Here is a 22314-nt window from a genome sequence, read left to right as displayed (position 1 = left end):
CAATCACACCGTGAACGTGACGGTGCCTGCACTGGCCTCTTCCCGGCTAAAGCCGGTCCCACTAAACCATCCGCGTGCATTCAATGGGACTGGCTGGAACGCCGACTTGTGGGACCGGCTTCAGCCGGGAAAGCGTCAGTGGGCACCCCGCAAAAGTGATGCCCGCATCCATTTCAACACTCAGGTGCGCTGGGCGACCGCTGTCGCATCCAGCGGCGCGGCATCCTCCGGCGTCGTGGAAAACGGCTCGATCTTGCCGACGATGAACAGGTAGCTGAACGCCCCCAGCAGCGCAAACGCCCCGGCGGTGAGCAGCGGCGCGGTGAACGAGCCGTTGCCGATCACCAGCATGAAGCCGGTGAAAGTAGTGATGAAGATGCCGGCGGTATTCGATGCGAAGTTCTGAATGCCACCGATCGAGGCTACATGGGCCGGGGTCGGCGCGACGTCAGCCGGCAGGCACCAGATGCTCGCGCCGGCAAACGCCAGGCTCGCATAGGCCAGGCTGAAAAAGCCGAGCATCGCGTAGGTGCCATCGACGAACACCGACAGGGAAATGCTCGACGACATCAGCATGCCGCCGACGATGCAGGTCTTGCGCGCAGCGGTCAGGCTCCAGCCCCGGCGATACAGCGCGTCGGAGGTCAGCCCGCCGATCCAGCCGCCGACGATGGACGCGATCGCCGGAATGGTACCGAGTGTTCCGAGGGATTTCAGCGAGAAACCGCGTTCGGTGACCAGGTAGGTCGGGAACCAGGTGATGAAGAAATAGATCACGAAGTTCAGGCAGAAGAAGCCCAGCATCATCCCCCACAGGGTGCGGTGACGAAACAGCGACGCCCATTTCACTTTCGGCCGTGCGGCGAGGGTCGCCGCCTTGCCCGCTTCGTGCTGCTCGATGGCCGCAACCGCTTGAGGCTCTTTGTAGATCAGGAACCAGCCCACGACCCAGATCAAACCCACTGCGCCGGTGATGATGAACGACGCGCGCCAGCCCCACAGCTCGATGATCAGCGCCACCAGCGGGATGGACAGCGCCGAGCCGACCCGCGAGCCGCTGTCGAAGATGCTGGTGGCAAAGCCGCGTTCCTTGACGTCGAACCACTGGCTGACGATTTTCGCGCAGGACGGATACGCCCCCGCCTCCCCCACGCCGAGCATCAGGCGGCAACCGAACATCGCCGCCAGGCTCCCGGCCGCCGCCGTGGCCGCCGTGAACAGCGACCACCAGGCCACTGCGAGGGGCAGCGCGATGCGCGCGCCGACCTTGTCGACGAACCAGCCAAACGGCATTTGCATGAGTGCGTAGGTCCAGAAGAAACCGCTGAGCAGAAGGCCCATTTGCCCTGAGCCCAAACCGAGTTCTTTCTGGATATAGGGGGCGGCAACCGCGAGGTTGGCCCTGTCGATGTAGTTGATGGCCACCGCCAGGAAGCACAGAAAAATTACCAACCAGCGCCCTTTCTGCATGGCGAGTCCTCCTAATTATTTTTATGAGTAAGACGTCGTTAGAGCTTCGTCTAGCGCCCGGGCCCTGATTCACGCGCTGTTCACCGAGGGATAAAGCCCTCTTTGGGAACGACATAATTGGCCTGACCAAATATCCGAATGCAGCCGATACTAGACCCGCAATCCGGGATATGGAAATCGAAAAGGCGATTTATTTGCCGATTTATGGCTCGACGGTCGGGATTTGCATAATTTGGCCTGACCAATCTATGCTGCTGCGCACGCCACGCTCCGGCCGGCTTCAATGAAGCACAGGCGGTCTTGAGCGGCCCGCTCCCCATAACAACAAGGACTGCGTAATGAAAATGACCTTCCGTTGGTACGGCGACAGCGATCCCGTCACCCTGCCCTATATTCGTCAGATCCCCGGCATGACCGGCGTGGTCTCCGCCATTTACGACATCCCGGTGGGCGAGGTCTGGCCGCTGGAGAAAATCGCCGCCCTGAAAGCCACGGTGAATGCCCACGGCCTTGAGCTGGAGGTCATCGAGAGCGTGCCGGTCCACGAAGACATCAAGCGTGGTTTGCCTTCCCGCGATCAATTGATCGACAACTACGGCCAGACCCTGCGCAACCTTGCGGCCTGCGGGATCAAGGTGGTCTGCTACAACTTCATGCCGGTGTTCGACTGGACACGCTCGACCCTGGCCATGGAGCTGCCGGACGGTTCGACCACCCTGGCGTTCGACGTGGCGATGATCGAGCAGGCGAATCTCGACAACGGCATCAGCCTGCCCGGCTGGGACGTCAGCTACGAGCCGGAAGTCCTGCGCGCGCTGATCAACGAATACGCTCAGGTCGACGAGGCCACTTTGCGCGAGCGACTGGCGTATTTTCTGGAGCGGATCATTCCGGTGGCGAAAGATGCGGGCATCAAAATGGCCCTACATCCGGACGACCCGCCGCGCTCCATGTTCGGCATGCCACGGGTGGTGAAGAACCGCGAGGACCTGGCGCACATACTGGCGATGGTCGACGACCCGGCCAATGGCCTGACGCTGTGTTCAGGCTCCCTCGGCGCCGATCTGGGTAACGACATCCCGTCGCTGGTCAGAGAATTCGGCGGTCAGGGACGCATTCACTTCGCCCATCTGCGCAATGTGAAGGTCAACGAAGCCGGTGATTTCTACGAGACCGCGCACCGCTCGGAAGACGGCTCGCTGGACATGGCCGAGATCGTCAAGGCCTACGTCGAGACCGGCTTCGAGGGCTATTACCGCCCTGACCACGGGCGGATGATCTGGGGTGAAACCGGCAAACCGGGCTACGGCCTGTACGACCGGGCGCTGGGGGCGGTGTACCTGAACGGCTTGTGGGAAGGGATTCGCAAGACCATGGCGTGAGGCTGAGGACCTTTGAACAGCACCGCCTTGCGGCGGGCGACTGTTAACGCAATTCCGCGTCCATCCCGTCCAGCCAGCGCGCTTCGGACCGGCGCAGGTGTTCGCGCATGGCGGTCTGGGCGCCGATCAGGTCGCGGGTCTGCACGGCGTGCAGGATGGCTTCGTGCTCGGCCACCGCCATGGCCCAGGTTTCGCGGGTTTCGGAGTGTTCGCTGACGTGGGCGGTGAGCGGGCTGTAACGCTCTTCGAACAGGGACGTGATGATGCGCACCAGGGTCGAGTTGCCGCTCATTTTCGCCAGCCGCTGGTGGAATTTGCGGTCGTCGTCCAGTGCCGGCACGCCTTTGAGCGCACCCTCGCGCATCTTGTCGATGCACCCCTGCAGGTAGCGGAAATCAGCTTTGCTGCCGTGCAGACAGGCCAGCATCACGCTCTCGCCTTCGATCAACGCCCGGGCCTGCATCAGCTCTGACGGGCTCTCGCCCAAGGTGCGGGTTTTGCCTTTGACGCCCAGCAGGTGCTCGCAGACATAGATGCCGGAACCCATGCGAATCTCGACGCTGCCTTCGATTTCCAGGGCAATCAGGGCTTCGCGCAAGGACGGACGAGAGACCCCGAGCAACTGCGCCAGATCACGTTCAGGCGGCAGCCGCGCGCCGGGGGCGATGCCATGCTTGCGAATGTGCTCGCGCAATCGGTCGGCGGTGATCTGGTAAAGGCGGCGTTCGGGGGCTGGGCTTGGCGCGGTCATCAATCACGTTCCATCAGGATGCGCCGGAGGATATCACAGGCGTTGGGGCGCCTTGTCAGGTGGCCTTGCAGTCGGCGAACAACCTTAATTTATGATTGTTCCCCACGCTCCGCGTGGGAACACATCCCCTGACGCTCTGCGTCACACGAGGGGACGCGGAGCGTCCCGGGCGGCATTCCCACGCGGAGCGTAGGGACGATCATCAATGGATGCGTCCCATTTAGTAGGACCGGCTTTAGCCGGGAATCACTCCGCCAGCGCTCCCTTGAGCGTCGGCTGCTCCAACCCAGCAATCCCCCGCCCCATCTCCACCACCGGCAAGAACCTGCGGCGTTTCTTCTCCTCGTGGTTCTGCGCGATGTCGGCAATCCTGTGCTGCAAAAACGGGTTCAAAAAACGATCGCGAACGCTGGCCAGATAATCCCGCGCCTGATCCCCTTGGCCCTTCGCCGCAAACACAGGCAGCACCTCCCGCTCCCACAGATCCTCCAGGCTCTCGCGCAGCAGCGGGTCGTTCATCGCCTGAAACACGATTTCGTCGGACGGCCTGCCATCCGTCAACCAACGCTCGGCCAGCCAAGTGTGCCCGAGGTTGAGCATGAACAATTTGAACTGCTCGTACTGCTCCAGTTGATCCGTCACTACTACGCAAGGGTGCGTACACGGCAGCACCAGCCCCGGCTGACGCTCAATGGCCCAGATCGCGTACGGCTCGGCAATGGCACCCACTGGCTGAATGGGCTGCGAGACGATGCGATCAACCAAGGAATTCGCCCAGCGACAGGTCTCGCGCAGGTAGTGGGCAAACCCGCTATCGATGCCCCACTCCGCCGCCAGCGCAATGATCAGGTCGCGCAGCACGTCGCCGTTGCGCGACACCAGTTCACAGGGGAACAGCGAGAGCGGCGCATCAGGGTTCGCCTGCCAGCGGTCATGGAGCAACACCAGCAGTTTCGCCGGAAAACTCTCGGGCGTCGGCGCCTCGGCGGCCAGGCAAGACGCCGTGTCCGCCGCATCCAGCACGTAGCCTTTGTCGCCGGTGTTGGAGATGACCACCTGCACGTCGTGCCGTATCGCCTGACGAATCAACGTCCAGTCGGGACCGGCTTGCAGCGCGCCGGCAATCGATGTCGACCAATACTCTTCATCCACCGTGCGACCGTTTTCCGCGCCCTGAATGCGCACCGGATAACCCGTGCCACCGGCCAACGCCGCAACTCGCTGGGCGCTGTCGGCGCTGCCGGTGGTTTGCACGACGGTGATTCTGCCCAGCGCTTCGCCGTTCTCCAGGGCCTGGGAAATGAACAGGTCAGCATGGGCCTGAAGAAAACGGCTGGTGCCGAACTGCAGAATGGGGGTGAACGGGGTCGCGTGCATGCCCGCGCCTCCTAGCATTCGACGATGGCTTTGACGACCCGCTGCGCAGGGTCGAGCAGCGTGGTGAAGCGTTCGGTCACTTCGCTCAGGGCCATGCGGTGGGTGTTGAGCGCTGCGTCGGGGATCAAGCCGTCGCGCAGGCATTGCTCGACGTAGCGGAAGTCTTCGACGGTGGCGTTGCGACTGCCCATCAGGGTCGCTTCGCGCTTGTGAAATTCGGGGTCGGAGAAGCTGATGGTGTCGCGAACGATGGACACCAGCACGTATTTTCCGCCGTGGGCAATGAACTCGAAACCGCGCTCCATGGCCTTGGCGTTGCCGGTGGCGTCGTACACCACATCGAAAAACTCGCCCTGGGTCAATTGCTCCAGTTGCTCCTTGTCGTCTGCGCCGATCAGCACGGCCGAGTCGATCTGCAGATGCTGCTTGCAGAACGTCAGGCGGTCCTCGCGGGTGTCGAGCACAGTGACTTTCGCCCCACGCAGGCGGGAGAAAATCGCCACCGCCATGCCGATCGGGCCGGTGCCGACCACCAGCGCTCGTTGGCCGGATTGCACGTCCGAACGACGCACCGCGTGGGCGCCAATGGACAGAAATTCGATCATGGCCGCCTGATCCAGCGTCACGCCGTCGGCCTTGAGCACGAAGCCGTGGGGCAGGCTCAGGTATTCAGTGAACGCGCCGTCGCGGTGGACGCCCAGCACTTGAATGCGCACGCAGCAATTGGTCTTGCCCTGACGGCAGGCGATGCAGTCGCCACAGGACAGGTATGGCATCACATAGACCACGTCGCCGGGCTCAAGGCCACTGCCCGCCTCGCTTTGCTCGACGATGCCGGAGAATTCGTGGCCCATGACCCGGGGGTATTCAAGGAACGGCTGATTGCCGTTGAAGATGTGCAAATCAGTACCGCAAACCCCGACCCGCTTGATGCGAACCAGCGTCTCGCCGGGTGCGCGTTCGGGTTTCGGACGGTCGAGGGCCAGCAGGGAACCGGGTTTTTCGCAGACGACGGTGAGCATTTTCTCTCTCCAGACCAGGCACGCCGGCGTCGCTGAAACGGCCAGAGCCGCAGGTTGCCGGGCAGTGATCTTGTTGTTGTGAGGTGGTGAATGGATTCTGGAAGCGCGGGCCGCAGTTGCAGTGGCTTGGGCGATGACAAGTGCGGCGCTGCAGGAAAAAACTACACAGCCGCCCCATCATTGGCAAGACCAATTAGACAATCAAGCTATTGGCCTTACCAAATTAGCCGTTCAATTTTTCGGCGCGATTGACAGTGCCACGGCTATAAATCCCCACAGCCCATGGTTATGATCGGAGCCCATGAATTCCCCATTGCCGATCCGCTCGCCCTGCCCGCCCGGCGCCTGTCAATGCGACCGCGACCGCCTGTTGGAGCTGGAGGGTGCGGACGTGCGCATCCTTCGCCTGACCCGGCAGGAAGAAAAACGTCTTCTTGATCGACTGGAAAATATCGCCAGCCTGGACGATCTGCAGCGCCTGCAACAGCGGATGTTCGACCAACTCGGCATCCGCCTCGATATCGCTCCCGGCTTCAATGAAGTGCGCAGCATGCGCGGCATGGTCATCGACATCGCCGAACTGCCCGGCATGTGCCGCAAGACCCGCGCCGCGATCCCTGCGGCCATACGCCGGGGCCTCGAAAAGAACCCCGAAATCGCCTGGCGCCTGCTCAACGCCCACGACTTGTTGCGGGATGCCTGAACGCGGTGACAGGCCCGCAGGGTCAGTCACCGGAAAACCAGCATCCCAACCGCCTTACTTGTCCCAGTCAGCCTTGTCGATCTTCAACCCGTGCAAGCCGTTGTAGGCCGCGCGTTTGGGCTGCTCCCAGCCCTGGAGCAACGCCGCATCAATGTCGTAGATTTCTACGCCCAACGGCCGGCACACGGTCAGCGGATCCTGGGCATCCGGGCCCCACATTGGCAATGAAAGGTCGCCGCCGGGGCACGTCGACAACGCGCAAAGCAGGTCGATTTCGGCGAAGAACTCAAGGTAATCGCCCTGTTTGGCCGGGCAGGCTTTCATGAAATAAAGATCGTCGTGATTCAAGCCGGTGCACTGGAAGATGTTCAGCACGTCGTGCACGTCGAATTCGGTCAGGCCGTGGGGCAACACGGCGCGGGTCAGGTTCGAATGGCAGTGATGGTGAAAGTCTTCGCCGGTGAGCATCTTGTTGACGTAGGGATCGCAGCGGGTGCCGAGCAGGTCATGCAGCCGACCGCCGTGCTCGTCGATGCCATAGCTGGCGAGGCTGTCGTCGGTGATGGTGACCATCGGCCGCAGGAACGGCAGGTTCGACCACAGACGGTCGTGGGTCGTGACATGGGCGCCCTGCAATTGCCGGGTGCGCGCGGCCCACATGCGTTCGCGCGGGTCGTCGGCGCTCCAGACATTGAAGTCGCCCACTTGCGGGCCCACCGGGGTGGTCACGCGGAACACTTGGCCGGCCTTGACCTTCCACGCCCGCCCGGTGCGGATCGGCACTTCGAACTGCTCGACCAGGGTGCGGCTGTCCTGCGCCTCACGGATGCGTTGATAAAACGCCGTGTCGACCTGCAGCGCCGAGCCTTTGCTGACCTGATAAGCAGCGGGATAGTCTTTGTACATGGGTGCTCCTGGCGAGTGATTGACTTCTAAGGGATTTGAGCACAGCACAGCCCGTGCCAATGGCTTTCAGAGATTAACGAACCTCCCTGATTTGGAATTTAATTTCCATCTGTACAAGCAATAGAACTGCGGCTAGCATTGCGACAGCCTCACCGAGGCCCCGAATCGACCTCAACAAGACCTCATCGAGAGGCTTCAGGGGATTCACATGCTCGACCGCGCCAGACGTTTTTCCATCAAGCAGATCGCAACCCAGGCCGGCGTGAGCAAGGCGACGGTCGATCGCGTCCTGCATCAGCGCGGCAGCGTGCATTACCAGACCCACCGCCGCATTCATCAAGCCCTCGAAGAACTCGAAGCCCAGGAAAAATCCGGGCCTGCGGTGGGCCGCACCTTTCATATCGACGTCATCCTGCACACGCCCAAGCGCTTCAGCGACGCGGTGCAGGAGGCGATTCTCGCCCAGCTCGGCAGTCTGGCGCCGTTTCGGATCTTTCCGCGCTTTCACCTGTATCAGGCCATCGGCACGCAGCAGATGCACGACCTGATTCTGCGTTGCGTCGAGAAAGGCAGTCAGGGCCTGATCATCAAGGCGGCGGATGAATTGCCGATCAACGAAGCGGTGAATCAGGCCACGGCGGCGGGTGTGCCGGTGGTGACCTTTGTTTCCGATCTGCCCCAGAGTGAGCGCATCGGTTACATCGGCATGGACAATCGCACTGCCGGGCAGACCGCGGCGTACCTGATGTCGCGCTGGCTGGACGATGCCGCCCAGGACGTGGCCGTGGTGATCAGCAGTGAGCTGTTTCGTGGCGAGGAAGAGCGAGAAATGGGTTTCCGCACCTGGCTGCGCAGCCGTGCGGCGCATTTGCGCGTCGTCGACGTCACCGGAGGGTTCGGGGTGCATGAGCCGACCTTCGAGAAAGTGACTCGAGCGCTGCAGGACAATCCGTCGATCAAGGCCATTTACAGCGTCGGCGGCGGCAACCGCGCGATCGTCGAAGCCTTCGCCGCACTGAATCGCCCCCTTGAGGTGTTCATCGGCCACGACCTCGATCAGGAAAACCGCCAACTGCTGGCGGAAGAAAAGATTGCCGCGATCATCGATCACAACCTGCAGGTCGACGCCCGCAACGCGTTTCTGCACATCCTGCAGTTTCATCGCCTGTGGAAGGCGGTGCCGATTCCCGTTTCCCACGTGCAGGTGGTCACGCCGTTCAACCTGACGCACTGATGTGCAGCCGCACCCGTTACGCCGATCACCCCATAACAACAATCCCGGAGATCCCCCCATGCTACGCATTGCTGTCCTCGGCGCAGGCCGTATCGCCAACATTCACGCAGCCAACGTGGCCGCCAATCCCAACGTGCAACTCACGGTGATCGCTGACCCCTGGCGCGAAGGGGTTGACACCCTCGCCGGAAAGCTGGGCTGCGTCGCGGCCTATGACTGCGCCGAAGCCATTGCCCGTGACGACGTGGATGCGATTGTCATCGGCACGCCCACCGACACCCACATCGACCTGATGCTGCGGGCGGTCAAGCTAGGCAAACCCGTACTGTGCGAGAAACCCATTGATCTGGATTTCGCCAAAGCCGCCCGCGCGGTGGAAGAGATCGAGCGCCTGAACGGCAAAGTGATGCTCGGTTTCAACCGCCGCTTCGACCCCGACACCCTGCAGATGCGCAAGGCCATCGCTCGCGGGGACATCGGCGAGGTGCGCCAGGTGGTCATCACCAGCCGTGATCCGGGTCTGGCGCCGGTGGAATACCTGACCCACTCCGGCGGCATCTTCCGCGACATGACCATCCATGATTTCGACGCCGCGCGCACGCTGCTCGGCGAAGAACCCATCGAAGTCATCGCCATCGCCAGCCGACTGGTGGAGCCCGCACTGGCGCAAATCGACGACTACGACAGCGTGATGGTGCTGCTGCGCACCGCCTCCGGAAAACAGTGCCACATCAATTGCTGCCGCGAAGCCGTGTACGGCTATGACCAGCGCCTGGAAGTGTTCGGCTCCAAGGGGATGATCCTCAACGACAACCATCGCCCGAGCACCGTGCGCAGCTACAGTGCCACGCAAACCGAAGTGCGTGAGCCCCTGGAGAATTTCTTTCTCGAGCGTTATGCCGCTTCGTATCGCATCGAGCTGAACCAGTTCATCGACGCGGTGCGGGGCAACGAAACCCTGCCCACCAACGCCCGCGACGGCTTGAGAGCCCTGCATCTGGCCAACTGCGCCATCGAATCGATCAAGACCGGGCGGGCGGTGAAGGTGGAGATCTGAGTCGCGGAGAAACGCGTCGCCCGAACTCAGGATCGGGCAGGTGAACATTTTGTGGGGGATTGCCCGTCGTCAAGACGCCACGGTATCGCGCAGCAGATGCGGCCCATGTGGGAGTGAGCTTGCTCACGAAGACAGCATTCCAGTCGCCAAAGATTCTGCGGATGGACGGCCCTTTTCGCGAGCAAGCTCACTCCCACAATGTTTATCGCCGGCATCTCGGCAATCACGTCATGTTCGACGTTTCCCTGCGCATCACTTGAAATCCCGACTGCGCACATCAAGCCCGGTGAGCATTGGCGTGAGGTCGAACAATCGCTGGGCGATGACGTGACGCACGCCCTTCTGGAATTCGAACTTGCCGAACACCTGCATCAGCTGCGACCCCACCAGCACCTTACGTTGACGCTCGGCCAGATCACGCCAGACCACGACGTTGATCATTCCGTGTTCGTCTTCAAGCGTCACAAAGGTCACGCCACTGGCGGTGCCGGGCCGTTGCCGACCGACGACAAGCCCGGCGACGCTGAAACTGCGGCCATGCTCTTCATCGAGCAAATCCTTGGAACTGCGAAAACGCTTCGCCGCCATTTTATGGCGCAGCAAAGCCAACGGGTGCGGGCCGAGTGTGGTGCCGAGGGTGTCGTAATCGGCTGCAAGGTCCTGGGCGACACTCGGTAGCGGCAGCGCGACCTGGGCCTCTTCGCCAAAACAGTCGTCGCCGAACAACGGCCGTTGCATCTCGACGCCGGCGATCTCCCAGCGCGCCCGGTGCCGATGCCCCACCAGCCCGCGCAGGGCGCCGGAATCCGCCAGGGCAGCACGGGCCCGGTTGTCCAGTTCGGCGCGAATGCACAGGTCGGCCACGTCCTTGAAATCTCGGACACCACGGGCCTGTTCGATGCGCGTGGCGTCCTCCTGGCGGAACCCCTTGATCATGCGCAGGCCCATGCGAATGGCCAGGTTCTGGTTGTATTCGCGGCCGGCAACCGGCTCGAGCGAACAGTCCCAGTCGCTGTAACGCACGTCCACCGGGTGCACGTCGATCTGATGGCGGCGGGCGTCCTGCAGCAATTGATCCGGGCTGTAAAAACCCATGGGCCAGCTGTTGATCAGCGCGCAGGTAAAGGCTGCCGGTTCGTGGCACTTGAGCCAGCAACTGGCGTAGGTCAGCAGGGCGAAACTGGCGGCGTGGGATTCCGGAAAGCCGTAGCTGCCGAAGCCCTTGATCTGCTCGAAAATGCGCTGGATGAATTCGTCCGGGTAACCCTTTTCCTTCATGCGCTCGCTCAAGCGGATCCGATGGGGCTCAAGACCGCCGTGGCGCTTCCAGGCGGCCATGGAACGTCTCAGTTGATCCGCCTCGCCGGGGGAATAATCAGCAGCGACGATCGCCAGTTGCATGACCTGTTCCTGAAACAGCGGCACGCCCAATGTGCGCTCGAACACCACTTTCAGTTCATCGGACGGGTAGGTCACCTCCTCTTCGCCGTTCTTGCGGCGCAGATACGGGTGGACCATGCCGCCCTGAATCGGCCCGGGGCGGACGATGGCGACCTCGATCACCAAGTCATAGAAGGTGTTGGGCTTCAAGCGCGGCAGCATGGACATCTGCGCCCGCGACTCGATCTGGAACACGCCGATGGTGTCGGCGCGGGTGATCATGTCGTAGGTCGGTTTGTCCTCGGCGGGGATGGTCGCGAGGGTCAGGTCGTAACCGCGATAACCCCTGACCAGATCGAAGGTCCGGCGCAGGGCGCTGAGCATGCCCAGGGCGAGGATATCGACTTTGAGCAGGCCGACCAGATCGAGGTCGTCCTTGTCCCACTGAATGATGGTGCGGTCCGCCATGGCGGCGTTTTCCACCGGCACCAGGGTTTCCAGCGGATGCTCGGAAATCACAAAACCGCCGGGGTGCTGGGACAGATGCCGGGGGAAGCCGATGAGTTCGCCGGTCAGTGTCAGTACCCGCCGCAGGATCGGGCTGTCGGGTTCGAAACCGCATTCGCGCAGGCGTTCGGCGGGCGGCATGCTGTCGCTCCAGCGGCTGAAGCAGTCGGCCAGGGCGTTGATCTGGTCGGGCGGCAATCCGAGGACCCTCGCCACATCCCGGACAGCCCCCGCACCGTGGTAGGTACTGGCAACCGCAGTGAGCGCCGCCCTGCCCCGGCCGTATCGACGGAACACGTATTGCAGCACTTCCTCACGCCGTTCGTGCTCGAAATCGACGTCGATGTCCGGGGGCTCGTCGCGCTCTTCGGAGATGAAACGCTCGAACAGCAGATTGCTTTTTGACGGGTCCAGCTCGGTGATGCCCAGGGCGAAACACACCGTGGAGTTGGCCGCCGAGCCCCGACCCTGGCAGAGGATATGCTGCTCGCGGGCGAAGCTGACGATGTCATGCACCGTGAGGAAGTAACTCTCGTAACGCTTGGCCGCGATGACTTTCAGCTCTTTTTCGATGTTGCTGCGGGCGACCTCCGGCACGCCCTGAGGCCAGCGACGGCTGGCGCCCTGCTCGGTCAGGTGCCGCAGCCAACTGCTGGGGGACTGGTCAGGCGGCACCAGCTCATGGGGGTATTCGTAGCGCAACTCACTGAGGTCGAAGGTGCAGCGCCGGGCAATGTTCACGGTTTCAATCAGCAGGCTCGACGGATACAGCTCGCCCAGCACCGACAGCGGTCGCAAATGCCGCTCGCCGTTGGCAAACAGCCGATGCCCTGCCTCCGCCACGCTGGTGTGATGGCGAACGGCGCTCATGGTGTCCTGCAAGGCCCGACGACCGCGGGCGTGCATGTGCACGTCGCCACTGGCAACGGCAGGAATCGCCATGGCCCGTGCCATGCCGAGCAAGGTGTTCAGACGCTTTCGATCATCCGGACCGCAATGCAACTCGACACTCAGCCACAGATTCTGCTGAAAAATCCCACGCAGCCATTCACCTTGTTTCCGCCGGGTCGGGACGTCCTGTTCAAGATCCGGCAGCCACAGCGCCAAAAGCCCCGAGAGCGGCGGCTGGAAGTCCTCGAGCAGCAAGCGGTATTCGCCTTTCTTGCTACGGCGCCGACCCTGGGTGATCAAGCGACACAAAGCCTGGTAACCGGCGAGGGTCTCCACCAGCAAGACGATTTTCGGCCCGTTCTCGACGGTGATTTCGCTGCCGATGATCAGCGGCAGCTCACATTCCTTCGCCGCCTGCCACGCCCGCACAATGCCCGCCAGGGTGCATTCATCGGTGATCGCCAGCGCCTGATAGCCATGCAGTTTGGCCCGCTCGAACAGCTCATTCGCACTCGACGCCCCGCGCTGAAAGCTGAAGTTCGACAGGCAATGCAGCTCGGCGTATCCCCTGCTCATGCGAACCAGCCGTGCAGCAACAGGCTGCTGTCGCCGACGCTGCGGTACGCCCAGCCGCGCTGGCCGTTGCGGGTTTCGACGAGGTAATAGTCGCGGCGCACGTCGCCGCCGTCCCACCAGCCCGACTCGATGCGCTCCGGCCCGGCCAGCACGCGCACGCCCGGCTCGGTCAGTAACTCGGGCTCGGGCAACAGCCAGCCGGGGCGCGGCACTTTATGGGTCAGCGCCAGTGGCTTGTTCGGGCAAGCGGGCAGCGAGGCGTGTTCCGGACGATGGTCGGCATTGAAGCCCAGGCCGGCGACCGCTTCATCCCCAAGCCGTGCGCGCAAACGCTCGCGCAGTTGCTCCCAGGGCATGGTCTGCTGCGGACGGTCGTCGAACAGCTCGCGGTGGGTGGGCACGAACGCCGGCAGATCCTTGGCCTGCAATCGCAACGCGCGCACCGGCGACGGCACTTCGACTTGCTCCAGACGGCCCCGCGCCAGCTCGAACAACATGTTGGCTTCGCGCTCGGCACTGAGCAGGCCGACGGGAATCTGTGTGTCCGGGGCCACGCTGCCGACGCTTGGCACGTGCTCCAGATGAATCACGAAACGCTGAACGCCGCTGTCGCGCCCGGCCAGAAACACCGCCAGATCGGCAATCATGCGCTTGAGCGGGAACAGCAGCGCCTGATGGGATTCGACGTCGAAATTCAGCTCGATACGGGTATCGAAACGGTCCGGCGGCACATAACACTCCAGCCCCATGGGCCGGCGCCCGAACAGCGTGTCGAGGTGTTGCAGCACCGCCGCCGGGAAACGCCGGGCCAGGGTGTCACGGGGCAACGCCTGAACCTGTCGCACGCGATGCAGGCCCATGCGCGCCAGGGCCGTGGCGACTTCGGTTGGCAGGCCGATGCGGTTGACCGGCATCTGTGCCAGCACCTCATGCAGTGCCTCGCCATCGGTCACGGCCAGACCGTCATGGGCGTTGGCGAGCATGCGGGCCGCCAGAGGATTGGGCGCCGCGACGATGCGATGGGTGAAGCCCAGCTCGGTGAGTTCCTGACGCAGACGCGCTTCGAACACCGGCCACGGCCCGAACAGGCCGAAGCTGGATTCGACCTCCATCAACAGCACGCGCGGGTACTTGAGGCTAACGTGTGAACTGAAACGGTAGGCCCAGGCCGCCAGCAGACGATGCCAGCGCTCGGTTTCGTCGGGGTCGTATTCAACCGTGGCGAACTCACGGGTCATGGCATGGGCTGCGGTTAACGACTGGCCGGCACGCAGGCCCATTGCCCGGGCCGCCGGGTTGACCGTCTGCAGCACCCGGCGCTGCGCCGTGCCGCTGACCAGCGCCAGCGGTTCTTCAGGGTTTTCGCGACGACGCATGACGCCGTCCAGCGCCAGCTGCGGCAGGAGGACACAAGCCCAGAGCATGGCAACCTCAAGCGTCAGCAGTGAACGGAACGGGGGAAGCAGGCGCCAGCCCGCCGCGACACTTGAGCACCCGCAACTGGCTGGGGCGAGCGTCGATGGCAATGCGCAGCGCGGCCGGTGACGGATTGGCGGCCGCCTCATGCCCGCGGCAGGCAAAGGCCAGGGTTTCACCGGTTTCGGCGGCCACCTGCAACCGACGCAGGGCGCGGTCGTCGACCTTGGTGGGCCAGCACAACACCGCGCCGCAACTGCCCGAGCGCAGGCATTGCTCCACCGCCCATAAGGCATCGCGCTCGTTGGCGTGGATGATCGACAACTGCCTCAGGTCGATGCCCGCCATCTGCCAGGCCTGGGCATAGGGGAGATAGGGAGGCGCAACCAGCACGATGCGTTCGCCGCTGTCAGCAAGCCGCGCCAGGGTTGGCCACATCAGCCGCAATTCACCACTGCCGTTGGCTGCGACCAGCACTTCGGTCATCGCCGCAGGGGGCCAGCCTCCCATGGGCAACGCCGCGTCGAGGGCCGCATGGCCGGTGGGCTGCGCGGCCATCGAGGCAACCTGCTGACGCCCCTTCCAGACGCGCCGCTCGTCCAGCAGCGCGTCGAGGCTGACCACCGCGCCCATCATTCCCGGCGCACCAGGCCACAGAACACGCCTTCGATGGCGAAGTCCTGGTCGGGCCGAACAATGATGGGTTGATACGCAGGGTTGCGCGGCAGCAAGCGCAGCTGATCATCGCCGCGCTCCAGGCGCTTGATGGTCACTTCGCCGTCCAGCCGGGCCACGATGATCTGCCCGTCGCGGGCGTCGGCGCTTTGCAGGATGCCCACCAGATCGCCGTCAAAGATGCCGTCGTCGATCATCGAATCTCCGCTCACCCGCAACAGGTAATCCGGGACGCGCATGAAGGTGCGGCTGTCCAGCGTGAAGGTGTCGTGGTTATCGAGGTCGGGGCCGATGGGCGCACCGGCGGCTACCCGCCCGAGGACGGGAATGTCGAGCATCTGCGGCCGCGGACGGGTGTCCACCAGCCGGATGCCGCGGGCCTGATTGGCGACGACTTCGATCAGGCCGGCGTCGGTAAGCGCCACGATGTGCTTGCGCGCGACACTGCGGGAAGCAAATCCGAAGGCTTCGGAAATTTCAGCCAGGCTGGGAGGCTGGCCATTCTGGGCGATGCGATCTCGAATGAACGTGAGGATGGCAGCGCGTTTTGGGGATAGGGTCGTCATGGAGCACATTTGTACTCTTCTCGACTAAACCTGACTAGCGCCTCTTGTCGATCCGGCTGCAATTTTTGTAACAGAGCGGCGAATCCGGGGAATCGCCACCCTGCTCAAAAGCCCTTTCTTTAGCGCTCAAACAGCGCTTGAATCTGCGGATACGCGAGGCTGGTCTCGATGACCGTTTCCGAACGCCCTTCCTCCAGAAAACCCCGTGCCAGTTGCTCGGCCTGTCCCCACAGGGTCTGGGCGATGCTGGATCCGGCGCTCAAACGGCGAACGCCCAATGCGGCCAACGCATCGGCGGCGGGCAGTCCCTGTCGCGCCAGCAGATTGATGGGCAGACCGATGCCTGCAACGACGGCTTTGATCTGCTCGACATCCACCAGGGCCGCGACGAACAGGCCGTCCGCCCCCGCCTCCCTGTAAAGCCGGCCGCGCTTCAGGGTTTCCTCCAGGCGCAACTCATCAGGGACCAGACTCGCCAGGTAAACGTCCGTGCGGGCATTGATAAAGACGTCCAGCCCGTTGCGGGCCGCCATGCTTTTGATCGCCTCGATCTTGCGGGCCAGCAGATCCGGCGCGTCGGAACCGTCCTCGATATTGATGCCGACCGCCCCGACGTCCAGCACCCGCTTGACGTTCTCCGCAACGGTTTGCGGGTCGTCCGAATAGCCGTTTTCCATGTCCACCGACAGCGGCACCTTGATCAATCGCGCGATGCTGGCCGCGACGCTGACCGCAATGTCGACCGGAAACACCCGGCCATCGGCATAGCCCTGGGCCCAGGCGACCCCGGCGCTGGTGGTCGCAATGGCCGTGGCGCCGAGGCTTTCGAACAGCCGCGCGCTGCCCGCGTCCCAGGCATTGGGCAGACGCAAAACGGTGGATTGGTGGTGCAGTGAGCGAAACGTCTGAGCGGAACCGGGCATGATCATCTCCATTGATTTAAGGGTCGGCCGTTGCGTACGTTTTCAAGCGGCGTGTTGCGTGAAGCTTTGCGTAAACCGTGAAGCGATTGATTCAGAACAGTGACGCCTGGGTCGAAGCCGCCGCCATGACGCGCCTTCCCCGATGTACCGGCTGATATCCCTCCAGGGTCAGCAGCAGATGCTTGGCGTCGAGGCCACCCGCAAAACCGGTCAGCGCACCGGAGCTGCCGATTACACGGTGGCAGGGGGCGATGATCGAAATGGGGTTTTTGCCGTTGGCCGCACCGACCGCGCGCACGGCGGCGGGGTTGCCGATCTGCAGGGCAATGTCGAGATAACTGCGGGTTTCGCCGAAGGGAATATTCAGCAAGGCCTGCCAGACTTTCTGCTGAAATTCGGTGCCATGGAATTCGAGTTCAAGCTCAAAGCGCTGACGGCGACCTGCAAAGTATTCGGCGAGCTGGCGTTCGGTCCGGTCAAGAATATCGCTGCCGTCATCTTCGCTCATGGCTCCGAGCAGCACGCGGTTCGGGCGGTCGTTTTCCCACAGCACGGCGGCCAGACGCGGGCCCTTGGCGATCAGTTTCAGCTGCCCAACCGGGGAATCGATGAAACGGTAGGTGAAGGTCATCGTCTGGCTCCTGCTCTGGTTTTTACTCTCGATACGGGCGCGCCGGGATTAACTGGAATCCTCCGTACGTCGACATACTACTCGCGCGCCCTTCCCGAACCACCCGGTTCTTGCGCTCGAACTCGCCGGTCAGCCGCCCTTCTGCTTGCCCGCCGCATCCGCCGCGGAATTCCAGATGTGCATCGCGGCGTAGGCGCGCCAGGGTTTCCAGGCGTCGGCCCGCGCCTTGTGCTGTGGCAGGCGCAGCAGGCTCGGCTCCTGCAGGGTCATGAGATTCATCAGCACCAGATCGGCGGCGGGCCAGGCGTCCGGGTCACGCCAGGCGCGCATGGCGATGTATTCCACGGTCCAGGGGCCGATGCCGGGCATGGACAGCAACTGTCGCCGCACATCGCCGAGGTCGCCATGGCGCACGTCAAGGGACAGCTCGCCACTGGCCACCGCTGCGGCGAGACGCTGCAGGGTGTCGACGCGCTTGCCGGGCATGCCGATCTTGTCCAGGTTGGCCTGCGCCAGGGCATCCGGCGTCGGGAATCGCCACCCCAGCTGTTCATGCAGACCCTCGCTGACCTGAACCCCGGCGCGCTGCACCAGACGACCGACAATCGTGGTTGCACCCTTGACGCTGACCTGCTGCCCGACGACCGTGCGCACCGCCAGCTCGAACCCGGAAAACGGTCCCGGCACGCGCAGCCCCGGGCGACGCTGCACCAGTGATGCCAGCCACGGGTCTTGCGACAGGGCGTGGTCAATGATGTGAGGTTCGGCGTACAGATCGAACATGTGAGACACCGGCACGATCAGCTCATCAATGTGCTGGCTCACCTCGCCGTGGGCGGTCGCCAGCAGATGTTGCCCGTCCGGCGCCAGTGCGACCGACAAAGCACCTTGGCTGCCCTTGAAGTCGATGTTGCGCAGGTACACCCCATCGACCACCGCCTCCACACCCGCGGTCATTCGCGCCGCGAAGAAATCGAGCATGCGCTGCCAGTCGAACGGTGGGTGAAAGGGTATCAGGCGCGAGGCGTGGGGCTGGAGAGGTTGAAGCATGGGGGAACTGCCGGCAGTCAGGGTCGGCTGACGCTAGCGTAATCGATGGAGGCGCACAAACTTTTCGGGCGGAAACGCATAGTGAGGGTGATCACACTGGCCTCTTCCCGGCTTAAGCCGGTCCCACATGGAATCGCGTTCTAAATGTAGGACCGGCTTTAGCCGGGAAAGCGTCAGGGATCACAACGCATAGTGAGGGTGAGCACACTGGCCTCTTCCCGGCTGAAGCCGGTCCTACATGGAATCGCGTTCTAACTGTAGGACTGGCTTTAGCCGGGAAAGCGTCAGGGATCACAACGCAAGAATGAGGGTGATCGCACTGGCCTCTTCCCGGCTGAAGCCGGTCCTACAGGGAATCGTGTTCTACGACGGATCCCGTGCATCTCTGTCAGCTCGGGCAGCCCACAGCACCGCCGTCAAGGTTCTGCTTGTAGTTTTCATACTGCAGCGTGGCTTTGCCGTCGTTCCATTTGAGGGTCAGCACCAGCACGGAATCGAAGTCCTCGGCGACCCAGTCGTTGACCAGTTTGACCTTCTCGCCAGACGCTTCCTCGGCGACCTTGTTGATCAGCTCCGGCAGGTAGCCGTGGGACCAGGCAGTGTAGATGGTGGCGTCGTGGTATTTGTCGCGCATCAGCTCATCGGCCAGATCACCGGTGTCGTTGGCGGCGAAATCGATATTGACCGGCAGGCCCAGCTTGATGGCACTTGGGCCAACGGTCATCAGTGGGCGAAGGTAGCTGTAGGAATGATCGTGCTCGCCCTCTTCCACATGACGGCTCGGGTTGGCCGCGAAGATGAAGTCGGCTTTGCCGAAGGTATTCGGCAGCACCGTGGACAGGTCGATGGCCCGATTGAGGCCCTGACAGTTCAGCTGACCCAGTCCGGTTTCGGGCTTCTCGGCGTGGCGTAGAAACACCAGGGTCTGGGTGCCGTTCTTGGCCTCGGCATGAACACCCTTACCGGCGGCGAACCAGAAAATGGCGGAAGCGATGAGGAGGGTCGGAAACAGAAAATAGGTCATGCGCTGCATCGCGCGGGACCACAGAGGAGGTGTTGAAAGGCTCATATCGGCATGGAGTTCTGATGGCTCGTGATGGGCGTGACGCCCGATGCAACGTCCTTGTCAGCGTGCAGCTCGGTGCAGTATGGCGAGCAAATATTTCCGTATAACGAATGCCCATCAGATCAGAAAACGCTCAAGAGGTTGCACGCAAGCACCTGATTTGCCGAATTAATCGCCGAACGGTCAGAGGGTGTTGTTTTGGGGTACCGGTTTGTACCGGCTGCAGACCACCGCGCTGAGCAGCACGGCGACGCCCGCTGTGGTGTAAATCCATGCGGGGGACGCCCATGGCAGCAGCACCCCGGCGAGCAGCGGCCCGACGCCTGCACCGACATCGCGCCACACCGCATTGCCCGCCAGCGCCTGAACCCTGCCCGGCCCCGGATTGCGTTCGGCGACCAGGGTAGTCACCAATGGCAATTGCAACGCCCGCAGGATCAGAATCGCGCCGGCGCCGACGATCAGCCAGTGAAAGCCGAACGCCGTCAACGCCAGTGCGGTCGCGGCGGAAAGCACCACCAGCATGCGCACAGCGCCGAAGCTGTCAGCCGCGCGCCCGCCCAACGGGCTGAGAAGCATCTCCGAGGCGTAGCGCAGGGCCAGCAACACACCGGCGATAAAGACCGCATTGCCGCCGAGCACCTTCTGCGCCTGAAGCGACAACCCGAAGATGAACAGCCCGTCCAGCGCCACGCCCTCGACGAACGACCACAGCGCCACACTGTCCGGCCGCTTGAAACGGCGCCCGGCGGAAGTGGGCAAGGGATGCGGCGCAGCGGGCAGCCCACGCGCAAACCACACCGCTCCAAGGGAACACAGCGCGAGGATGAAAAAGATAAGCCGCGGACCGTAATGCAGGCTGATCAGCGCGCCGATGGGCAGTGCCAGCATGGGGCCTATGGCGATGATCGCGCGGGATCGTCCGGCCCGACGTGCCGCTCCGCCCGGCTCCGAGGTCGCCAATGCCTGGGTCGACAGGTTCAGCGCTGCGTAACTCAGGCCCCAGCCCAGTCGCAGGATCAGCAACCACCAGAAACCGCTGATGAAGCTGTTGCCAAACGCGCAGACCGCCGACACCAGGGCCGCCAGCGTCAAGGCTGCGCGGTCGCCCCGCGCGGCGTAGAAACGTACGACATAGCTGTAGCCGAAAATCCGGACCAGCCGGTTGGCCGCCAGCAGGATCCCCGCCTGGGCGAGGCTGATGCCGAAGGCCCCGGCGTTCATCGGCAGCAACAGATACAGAAGCACGTCGCTGGGCAGGCACAAACTGAGAATGATCGCAGAACGGCGCGATGCGGAATCGGCGGAACGGGCAGTGACGGCGGACATGCTCGGAGAGGCCCTGTTGCAACGGTGGAGCGCCAGCATGCGGTTCTGCGCGTCGGCTGACAACCCGCACCGCAGCGCAGAGTGCTGAGTCTTCGGACGGCGGAGATTGCCGCTGTTTGCCCAGCAACAGTCGATCAGCAGACTGTTGCATCGGTAGCACTTTCCCACTTGCCCGGCCCCGCAAACAGGGGACCTGGGCGGCGCCTCGCCAATGGCACAAAGCCTGCAATATTCCAATCAAGCAGATCGATTCGCTCCGACTGCTGATTTCGTCATAAGCAGCCGTGCGCAGCTTCCGCCCCTTGACTGGACACTCACCCATGACCGCACTTTCCCGTCTGCCGACTTCCTTCAAACTACTCGCCGGCGCGCTTGCACTGACGTTACAGCCGCTGGCCCAGGCTGCCGAGGCGCCACCGGCCGAGGTGCACCTGGATTACGCTTACTACTCGCCCGTCAGTCTGGTGCTCAAGCACTTTGGCTGGCTGGAAAAAGCCCTGCCAAACAGCAAAGTCAGCTGGGTGTTCAGCCAGGGCAGCAACCGCTCGCTGGAATACCTCAACAGCGGCGGCGTCGACTTCGCCTCCTCCGCCAGCCTCTCGGCGGTGCTGGCGCGGGCCAACGGCAGCCCGATCAAATCGGTTTATGTCTACAGCCGCGCCGAGTGGACCGCGCTGGTGGTGCGCAAGGACTCGACCCTGCAGAGCGTTGCCGATCTGAAGGGCAAGAAAATCGCCGCCACCAAAGGCACCGACCCTTACCTGTTTACCCTGCGCGCCTTGCAGCAGGCGAAGCTGACCAAGGACGACGTCGAACTCTTGCATCTGCAACACCCGGACGGCCGTATTGCGCTGGAGAAAGGCGACGTCGACGCCTGGGCCGGGCTCGATCCGCACATGGCCGCGAGCGAAATACAGGCCGGCTCGCGCTTGTTGTATCGCAACAAGGACTTCAACAGCTTCGGCGTGGTCAGCGTGACCGAGCGTTATGCGAAGGAACACCCTGAAGCGATCAAAACCGTCCTTGGCGCGTACGAAAAAGCCCGGGAATGGTCGCTGAAAAATCCGGACGAGCTGACCCAATTGCTCGCCACCGAGTCAGGCCTGCCGCTGGATGTCGCCAAATTGCAATTGACCCGCACTGACCTCGGCAGCCCGCTGCTGACCGACAAAGACGTGACCGCGTCGAAGGCCGCCGCGCCGATTCTGGTTTCCGAAGCGCTGGTGCGCAAAGGGACGAACGTTGACCAGGTCATCGACCAGTTGATCGACCCGAGCTTCGGCAACGCGGTCGTCGCCAAGCCATGAGCAACGCGCGGGGCAGCGAAGTCAGTGGCGGCAGTATCGGAAGCAGCGTCAGCCCCAGGGCTCAGGTGTTGAAGGACGAGGCGTTAGACGCGCAA

At 63.0% G+C, this 22314-nt stretch carries 19 protein-coding genes; 5 read left to right on the top strand and 14 right to left on the bottom strand.

What is annotated here, in order from left to right; all coding sequences use genetic code 11:
• Positions 1–180 precede the first annotated feature (180 nt).
• The gene (locus AC07RO_RS04885) at positions 181–1470 is read right to left on the bottom strand and encodes an MFS transporter (protein ID WP_495085418.1); all 1290 of its coding nucleotides are present in this window, start codon (positions 1468–1470) and stop codon (positions 181–183) included.
• 338 nt (positions 1471–1808) lie between these two features.
• On the opposite strand from AC07RO_RS04885, the gene uxuA reads away from it, so the two are divergent.
• Positions 1809–2852 carry a mannonate dehydratase gene (gene uxuA / locus AC07RO_RS04880; protein WP_423571232.1) on the top strand — a complete coding sequence of 348 codons (1044 nt, stop codon included), beginning with the start codon at positions 1809–1811 and terminating at the stop codon, positions 2850–2852.
• A gap of 43 nt (positions 2853–2895) precedes the next feature.
• On the opposite strand, the gene AC07RO_RS04875 is transcribed toward uxuA, so the two are convergent.
• The 3 genes from AC07RO_RS04875 to AC07RO_RS04865 form a co-directional block, all read right to left on the bottom strand.
• Positions 2896–3603: a FadR/GntR family transcriptional regulator gene (locus AC07RO_RS04875; protein ID WP_192173670.1), complete on the bottom strand. Its 708-nt coding sequence runs from the start codon at positions 3601–3603 to the stop codon at positions 2896–2898.
• Positions 3604–3849: 246 nt separating this feature from the next.
• Complete coding sequence (locus tag AC07RO_RS04870; protein WP_495085417.1) at positions 3850–4980, bottom strand: mannitol dehydrogenase family protein; 1131 nt, start codon at positions 4978–4980, stop codon at positions 3850–3852.
• A gap of 11 nt (positions 4981–4991) precedes the next feature.
• Positions 4992–6002: a zinc-binding alcohol dehydrogenase family protein gene (locus AC07RO_RS04865; protein WP_192173668.1), complete on the bottom strand. Its 1011-nt coding sequence runs from the start codon at positions 6000–6002 to the stop codon at positions 4992–4994.
• A 301-nt stretch (positions 6003–6303) separates the two neighbouring features.
• Here AC07RO_RS04865 and AC07RO_RS04860 point away from each other — a divergent pair, with 301 nt between their 5' ends.
• On the top strand, positions 6304–6705 hold the full coding sequence (locus tag AC07RO_RS04860; RefSeq protein WP_495085416.1) for a hypothetical protein: 402 nt from the start codon (positions 6304–6306) through the stop codon (positions 6703–6705).
• Positions 6706–6759: 54 nt separating this feature from the next.
• Here the strand turns inward: AC07RO_RS04860 and AC07RO_RS04855 are convergent, their stop codons facing one another.
• On the bottom strand, positions 6760–7611 hold the full coding sequence (locus tag AC07RO_RS04855; RefSeq protein ID WP_495085415.1) for an urea carboxylase-associated family protein: 852 nt from the start codon (positions 7609–7611) through the stop codon (positions 6760–6762).
• 208 nt (positions 7612–7819) lie between these two features.
• Here AC07RO_RS04855 and AC07RO_RS04850 point away from each other — a divergent pair, with 208 nt between their 5' ends.
• Together AC07RO_RS04850 and iolG are read left to right on the top strand one after the other, a co-directional pair.
• Entirely contained in the window at positions 7820–8845 is a 1026-nt protein-coding gene (locus tag AC07RO_RS04850; RefSeq protein WP_495085414.1) for a LacI family DNA-binding transcriptional regulator, read from the top strand.
• 58 nt (positions 8846–8903) lie between these two features.
• Positions 8904–9902: an inositol 2-dehydrogenase gene (iolG, locus tag AC07RO_RS04845; RefSeq protein ID WP_495085413.1), complete on the top strand. Its 999-nt coding sequence runs from the start codon at positions 8904–8906 to the stop codon at positions 9900–9902.
• Positions 9903–10154: 252 nt separating this feature from the next.
• Here the strand turns inward: iolG and AC07RO_RS04840 are convergent, their stop codons facing one another.
• The 9 genes from AC07RO_RS04840 to AC07RO_RS04800 form a co-directional block, all read right to left on the bottom strand.
• Positions 10155–13256, bottom strand: coding sequence for an error-prone DNA polymerase (locus AC07RO_RS04840; protein WP_495085412.1), 3102 nt, complete (start codon positions 13254–13256; stop codon positions 10155–10157).
• Positions 13253–14680, bottom strand: coding sequence for a Y-family DNA polymerase (locus tag AC07RO_RS04835; protein ID WP_495085411.1), 1428 nt, complete (start codon positions 14678–14680; stop codon positions 13253–13255). The genes AC07RO_RS04840 and AC07RO_RS04835 overlap by 4 nt, the downstream gene beginning before the upstream one ends.
• Before the next feature lie 7 nt (positions 14681–14687).
• Positions 14688–15305, bottom strand: coding sequence for a translesion DNA synthesis-associated protein ImuA (imuA, locus tag AC07RO_RS04830; protein WP_495085740.1), 618 nt, complete (start codon positions 15303–15305; stop codon positions 14688–14690).
• On the bottom strand, positions 15305–15922 hold the full coding sequence (gene lexA / locus AC07RO_RS04825; RefSeq protein WP_495085410.1) for a transcriptional repressor LexA: 618 nt from the start codon (positions 15920–15922) through the stop codon (positions 15305–15307). The genes imuA and lexA overlap by 1 nt, the downstream gene beginning before the upstream one ends.
• A 110-nt stretch (positions 15923–16032) precedes the next feature.
• Positions 16033–16836, bottom strand: coding sequence for an isocitrate lyase/PEP mutase family protein (locus AC07RO_RS04820; protein WP_495085409.1), 804 nt, complete (start codon positions 16834–16836; stop codon positions 16033–16035).
• A 91-nt stretch (positions 16837–16927) separates the two neighbouring features.
• Positions 16928–17467 (bottom strand): methylated-DNA--[protein]-cysteine S-methyltransferase, encoded by a 540-nt coding sequence (locus AC07RO_RS04815; protein WP_495085408.1) that lies wholly within the window; start codon positions 17465–17467, stop codon positions 16928–16930.
• A gap of 129 nt (positions 17468–17596) precedes the next feature.
• Entirely contained in the window at positions 17597–18517 is a 921-nt protein-coding gene (locus tag AC07RO_RS04810) for a DNA-3-methyladenine glycosylase family protein (protein WP_495085407.1), read from the bottom strand.
• Positions 18518–18905: 388 nt separating this feature from the next.
• Positions 18906–19586 carry a hypothetical protein gene (locus AC07RO_RS04805; protein ID WP_192173657.1) on the bottom strand — a complete coding sequence of 227 codons (681 nt, stop codon included), beginning with the start codon at positions 19584–19586 and terminating at the stop codon, positions 18906–18908.
• A 180-nt stretch (positions 19587–19766) separates the two neighbouring features.
• Positions 19767–20912, bottom strand: a complete 1146-nt coding sequence (locus AC07RO_RS04800) for an MFS transporter (protein ID WP_495085406.1) — start codon at positions 20910–20912, stop codon at positions 19767–19769.
• Positions 20913–21232: 320 nt separating this feature from the next.
• On the opposite strand from AC07RO_RS04800, the gene AC07RO_RS04795 reads away from it, so the two are divergent.
• Positions 21233–22219, top strand: coding sequence for an aliphatic sulfonate ABC transporter substrate-binding protein (locus AC07RO_RS04795; RefSeq protein WP_495085405.1), 987 nt, complete (start codon positions 21233–21235; stop codon positions 22217–22219).
• The last annotated feature ends 95 nt before the right edge of the window (positions 22220–22314 follow it).

The sequence above is a fragment of the Pseudomonas sp. GW821-FHT07F05 genome, from assembly GCF_059418765.1.
Note: the sequence above shows the minus strand (reverse complement) of the source record. Positions and strands in the feature narration are given on the sequence as shown.

Excerpts from the sequence above, each read along its gene's own strand:
- AC07RO_RS04885 (WP_495085418.1), bottom strand. The coding sequence starts at position 1,470 with ATGCAGAAAGGGCGCTGGTTGGTAATTTTTCTGTGCTTCCTGGCGGTG.
- uxuA (WP_423571232.1), top strand. The coding sequence starts at position 1,809 with ATGAAAATGACCTTCCGTTGGTACGGCGACAGCGATCCCGTCACCCTG.
- AC07RO_RS04875 (WP_192173670.1), bottom strand. The coding sequence starts at position 3,603 with ATGACCGCGCCAAGCCCAGCCCCCGAACGCCGCCTTTACCAGATCACC.
- AC07RO_RS04870 (WP_495085417.1), bottom strand. The coding sequence starts at position 4,980 with ATGCACGCGACCCCGTTCACCCCCATTCTGCAGTTCGGCACCAGCCGT.
- AC07RO_RS04865 (WP_192173668.1), bottom strand. The coding sequence starts at position 6,002 with ATGCTCACCGTCGTCTGCGAAAAACCCGGTTCCCTGCTGGCCCTCGAC.
- AC07RO_RS04860 (WP_495085416.1), top strand. The coding sequence starts at position 6,304 with ATGAATTCCCCATTGCCGATCCGCTCGCCCTGCCCGCCCGGCGCCTGT.
- AC07RO_RS04855 (WP_495085415.1), bottom strand. The coding sequence starts at position 7,611 with ATGTACAAAGACTATCCCGCTGCTTATCAGGTCAGCAAAGGCTCGGCG.
- AC07RO_RS04850 (WP_495085414.1), top strand. The coding sequence starts at position 7,820 with ATGCTCGACCGCGCCAGACGTTTTTCCATCAAGCAGATCGCAACCCAG.
- iolG (WP_495085413.1), top strand. The coding sequence starts at position 8,904 with ATGCTACGCATTGCTGTCCTCGGCGCAGGCCGTATCGCCAACATTCAC.
- AC07RO_RS04840 (WP_495085412.1), bottom strand. The coding sequence starts at position 13,256 with ATGAGCAGGGGATACGCCGAGCTGCATTGCCTGTCGAACTTCAGCTTT.
- AC07RO_RS04835 (WP_495085411.1), bottom strand. The coding sequence starts at position 14,680 with ATGCTCTGGGCTTGTGTCCTCCTGCCGCAGCTGGCGCTGGACGGCGTC.
- imuA (WP_495085740.1), bottom strand. The coding sequence starts at position 15,305 with ATGGGCGCGGTGGTCAGCCTCGACGCGCTGCTGGACGAGCGGCGCGTC.
- lexA (WP_495085410.1), bottom strand. The coding sequence starts at position 15,922 with ATGTGCTCCATGACGACCCTATCCCCAAAACGCGCTGCCATCCTCACG.
- AC07RO_RS04820 (WP_495085409.1), bottom strand. The coding sequence starts at position 16,836 with ATGCCCGGTTCCGCTCAGACGTTTCGCTCACTGCACCACCAATCCACC.
- AC07RO_RS04815 (WP_495085408.1), bottom strand. The coding sequence starts at position 17,467 with ATGACCTTCACCTACCGTTTCATCGATTCCCCGGTTGGGCAGCTGAAA.
- AC07RO_RS04810 (WP_495085407.1), bottom strand. The coding sequence starts at position 18,517 with ATGCTTCAACCTCTCCAGCCCCACGCCTCGCGCCTGATACCCTTTCAC.
- AC07RO_RS04805 (WP_192173657.1), bottom strand. The coding sequence starts at position 19,586 with ATGAGCCTTTCAACACCTCCTCTGTGGTCCCGCGCGATGCAGCGCATG.
- AC07RO_RS04800 (WP_495085406.1), bottom strand. The coding sequence starts at position 20,912 with ATGTCCGCCGTCACTGCCCGTTCCGCCGATTCCGCATCGCGCCGTTCT.
- AC07RO_RS04795 (WP_495085405.1), top strand. The coding sequence starts at position 21,233 with ATGACCGCACTTTCCCGTCTGCCGACTTCCTTCAAACTACTCGCCGGC.